The sequence below is a fragment of the Streptomyces sp. NPDC087270 genome, from assembly GCF_044744625.1.
In the GTDB taxonomy this organism is placed as follows: Bacteria; Actinomycetota; Actinomycetes; order Streptomycetales; family Streptomycetaceae; genus Actinacidiphila.
The window spans coordinates 1-1110 of the sequence record NZ_JBIUYR010000051.1; the positions used below are offsets into that span (position 1 = coordinate 1).

General features: G+C 63.4%; 2 protein-coding genes. Both read left to right on the plus strand.

Features of this window, described 5'->3' with window-relative positions:
* The coding region (locus ACIPAE_RS39780) for an ABC transporter permease (RefSeq protein ID WP_402452344.1) at positions 1-351 on the plus strand (351 nt) is incomplete at its 5' end.
* On the plus strand, positions 338-1110 hold a 773-nt coding region (locus ACIPAE_RS39785; RefSeq protein ID WP_402452346.1), incomplete at its 3' end, for an ABC transporter ATP-binding protein. The genes ACIPAE_RS39780 and ACIPAE_RS39785, both read left to right, overlap by 14 nt.

Here is a 1110-nt window from a genome sequence, read left to right on the forward strand (position 1 = left end):
CAGTGGGTGTTCAATACCGGGTTGGCGTTGATCGTGGCGCGGTTGGGCAGCAAGATGACGGACTTGTCGCAGTTGATGCCGTTCATGTTGCGGACGTGGATGTACATGTCGGGGGTGATGTACTCCATCACGAAGCTGACGACGACGGCGCCGCATATTCTGCGGATTCTGCTGGATGTGAATCCGGCGGCGATCTATATCGATCTGATGCGGTTCGCGTTGATCGACAGTGTGACGGCGGCGCAGATGCCGCGGCATGTGTGGGCGATGGCGGTGGTGTGGTCGCTGGTCGTCGGGGTGGGCGGGTACATCTACTTCTGGAAGGCGGAAGAGTCCTATGGCCGTGGCTGAGCAGCCGGCGCTGCCGCCGGTGCAGGTGAGTCGTCCGATGGTGCCGACGGTGATCGTGGAGGACGTGAACATCGTCTACACGGTGTACGGGGCGGGGACGGGCAAGGGGAGTGCTTCGGCGGCGTTGGGGCGGATGCTGTCGAAGAAGCGGCGGTCGTCGAACGTGCGGCGGGTGCATGCGGTGAAGAACGTGAGTTTCACGGCGTATCGCGGTGAGGCGATCGGGATCATCGGGTCGAACGGTTCGGGGAAGTCGACGTTGTTGCGGGCGATCGCGGGGTTGTTGCCGCCGGAGTCGGGGCGGATCTACACGGATGGGCAGCCGTCGTTGCTGGGGGTGAACGCGGCGTTGATGAACGATCTGACCGGGGGGACGAATGTGATCCTGGGCGGGTTGGCGATGGGGATGTCGCGGGATGAGGTGCGGTCGCGGTACAAGGGGATCGTGGACTTCTCGGGGATCAACGAGAAGGGTGATTTCATCTCGTTGCCGATGCGGACGTATTCGTCGGGTATGGCGGCGCGGTTGCGGTTCTCGATCGCGGCGGCGAAGGATCACGATGTGCTGATGATCGACGAGGCGCTGGCGACGGGTGACCGGGCGTTCCAGAAGCGGTCGGAGTCGCGTATTCGGGAGTTGCGGAAGGAGGCGGGCACGGTCTTCCTGGTCAGTCACAGCAACGCGTCGATCCGGGACACCTGTGAGCGGGTGATCTGGTTGGAGCACGGGGTGATGCTGATGGACGGTCCGACCGAGGA